Origin of the sequence: Micromonospora sp. S4605 (assembly GCF_003176715.1) — a bacterium.
Lineage (GTDB): Bacteria > Actinomycetota > Actinomycetes > Mycobacteriales > Micromonosporaceae > Micromonospora > Micromonospora echinaurantiaca.
In genome coordinates, this window is the sequence record NZ_QGSW01000490.1 from 1 (window position 1) to 2,727 (window position 2,727).

Annotated in this window: 2 protein-coding genes; one reads left to right on the forward strand and one right to left on the reverse strand. The window is 71.6% G+C overall.

Translation table 11 applies throughout. From position 1 onward, the window contains the following. On the reverse strand, window positions 1–938 hold a 938-nt coding region (locus tag DLJ47_RS35210; protein ID WP_109906693.1), incomplete at its 3' end, for a LacI family DNA-binding transcriptional regulator. A 148-nt stretch (window positions 939–1,086) separates the two neighbouring features. On the opposite strand from DLJ47_RS35210, the gene arfA reads away from it, so the two are divergent. Next, window positions 1,087–2,601: an arabinosylfuranosidase ArfA gene (gene arfA, locus DLJ47_RS35215; protein WP_109906695.1), complete on the forward strand. Its 1,515-nt coding sequence runs from the start codon at window positions 1,087–1,089 to the stop codon at window positions 2,599–2,601. Window positions 2,602–2,727 lie beyond the last annotated feature (126 nt).

A 2,727-nucleotide genomic window follows, 5' to 3' on the forward strand; every position in this document is an offset into this window, starting at 1 on the left:
GGGTCGGAGTCGAGGCGGTTGGCGAGGAGTTCCACCGCGAGGCGGGCGATCCGCTCCTTGTCCGGCGCGATGGTGCTGAGCGTGGGGATGGAGAACCGGCCGTCCTCGATGTCGTCGAAGCCGGCCACCGCGACGTCCTCGGGCACCCGCAGGCCGGCCTCGTGCAGGGCGCGCAGGGCGCCGAGCGCGAGGGTGTCGTTGAAGCAGAAGACCGCGTCGGGGCGTACGCCGGAGGCCAGCAGGCCGCGCATCGCGGCCGCGCCGTCGGCGCGGTGCCAGGCCGGCGCGGGCGCCACCAGGCGCTCGTCGTAGTCGATGCCGGCGTCGGCGAGCGCGGCGGTGTAGCCGGCGAGCCGGAGCCGGGCGCTGACGCCCTCCGGGGTGCGCTGCGAGCCGATGGCCGCGATCCGGCGGCGGCCGAGCCCGATCAGGTGGGCGGTCATCTCCCGGGCCGCGGCCACGTTGTCGATCACCACGTGGTCGGCCGGGCCGTGGTCGACCCGCTCGCCGAGCAGCACCATCGGGGTGCCGTCGAGGCCGGTGAGGTCCTCGGCGGCCAGCGCCAGCGGGCTGAAGATCAGGCCGTCGATCAGGTGGTCGGTGATCCCCGAGGCGACCACCCGCTCCTGCTCGCGCCCGCCGCCGGTCTGGTCGATCAGCACCGTCCAGCCCAGCTCGGCGGCGGCGGTGACCACGTGCCGGGCCAGTTCCGCGAAGTACGGGATGTCCAGCTCCGGCACCGCCAGCGCGATCACGCCGGTGCGCCCCTTGCGCAGGTTGCGGGCGGAGAGGTTGGGCCGGTAGTTCAGCTCGGCGATGGCCTCCTCGACCCGCGCCCGGGTGTCCGGCCGCACGTGGACGTAGCCGTTGACGACGTTCGAGACCGTCTTCACCGACACGCCGGCCCGCTCCGCGACGTCCTTGAGCCTGTGCCGCACTGACTTCCTCCCCGAGTTGCTGACCGCACTTTACCGTGTCACGACCGCATTACAGCCTCTTTACAACGTTGCTTACAACGTTGTAGAAACCAGGGATACCCGGTGACCGCGGTCACTGGGGCACCGGCAACAGGAAAGGTGGCACCCCTTGCGGACCGCGCAGCTCACCATCGACCCGGCCTTCGCGATCGGACCGGCCGACCGGCGCCTCTTCGGCTCGTTCGTCGAACACATGGGCCGGTGCGTCTACGGCGGGGTCTACGAACCCGGGCACCCGACCGCGGACGCGCGGGGGCTCCGCGGCGACGTGCTGGAGCTGACCCGTGAGCTGGGCGTCTCCGTGGTCCGCTACCCCGGCGGCAACTTCGTTTCCGGCTACCGCTGGGAGGACGGGATCGGCCCGGTCGGCGACCGGCCGCGCCGGCTCGACCTGGCCTGGAAGACCATCGAGACCAACGCCTTCGGCCTGGACGAGTTCATGACCTGGGCAGCCGAGGCCGGCGTCGAGCCGATGATGGCGGTCAACCTGGGCACCCGGGGCGTGCAGGAGGCCTGCGACCTGCTCGAGTACGCCAACCACCCGGGCGGCACCCAGCTGTCCGACCTGCGCCGCAAGCACGGCGCCGAGGAGCCGTACAGGGTGCGGCTCTGGTGCCTCGGCAACGAACTGGACGGCCCGTGGCAGGTCGGCCACAAGACCGCCGACGAGTACGGCCGGCTGGCCGCCGAGACCGCCCGGGCGATGAAGATGGTCGACCCGTCGATCAGCCTGGTCGCCTGCGGCAGCTCCAACCGGACCATGCCCACCTTCGCCTCCTGGGAGGCGACCGTGCTGGAGCACACCTACGAGCACGTCGACTACATCTCCGCGCACACCTACTACGACCCGTCCGACGGCGACCGGGCCAGCATCCTCGCCTCCGCCGTCGACATGGACAACTTCATCCGCGAGGTGGTCGCCACCGCCGACCACGTGGCCGCCAAGCAGCGGCACCGGCGCAAGCTCAAGATCTCCTTCGACGAGTGGAACGTCTGGTACCAGTCGCGCCTCCAGGCCGACCTGGACCGGCGCGGCTGGGTGGAGGCCCCCGCCCTGATCGAGGACGACTTCACCGCGGTCGACGCGGTGGTCGTCGGCGACCTGCTGATCACCCTGCTCCGGCACGCCGACCGGGTCGGCGTGGCCTGCCAGGCGCAGTTGGCCAACGTGATCGCCCCGATCCGCACCCGCACCGGCGGGCCGGCCTGGCGACAGAGCATCTTCCACCCGTTCGCGCTGACCGCCCGCTACGCCCGGGGCACCGTGCTGCGCACCGAGCCGGTCTCCCCCAGCTACGAGACCAAGCGGTACGGCGACGTACCGGTGCTGGACACCGTCGCCGTGCGGGACGAGGAGACCGGCGAGCTGACAGTCTTCGCCGTCAACCGGGACAACACGGACCTGGAGCTGCACCTCGACCTGCGCGGCCTCGCAGGACTATCCGCTTCATCCCACCTGAGCCTCGCCGCCGGGGACGACCCGTCGGCGACGAACACCGAGGCCGAGCCCGACCGGGTGACGCCCCGGCAGTTGAACACCCCCACCATCGACGGCGGTCGGTGCTCCGTGCGCCTGCCGGGCGTCTCCTGGAACGTGCTGCGTTTCGCCCCTGCCGGCGCCTGAGAAAGTGTTGGGTAACCGGGTGGCTACTTCTGGTTGAGTTCGTCGTCGAGGCGTCGGGCTGCCTCGGTCTCGATCGGGCCTTGCGGCTCGACGTCCTCACCGGCTAGGCGCGCGGCCATCAACCGG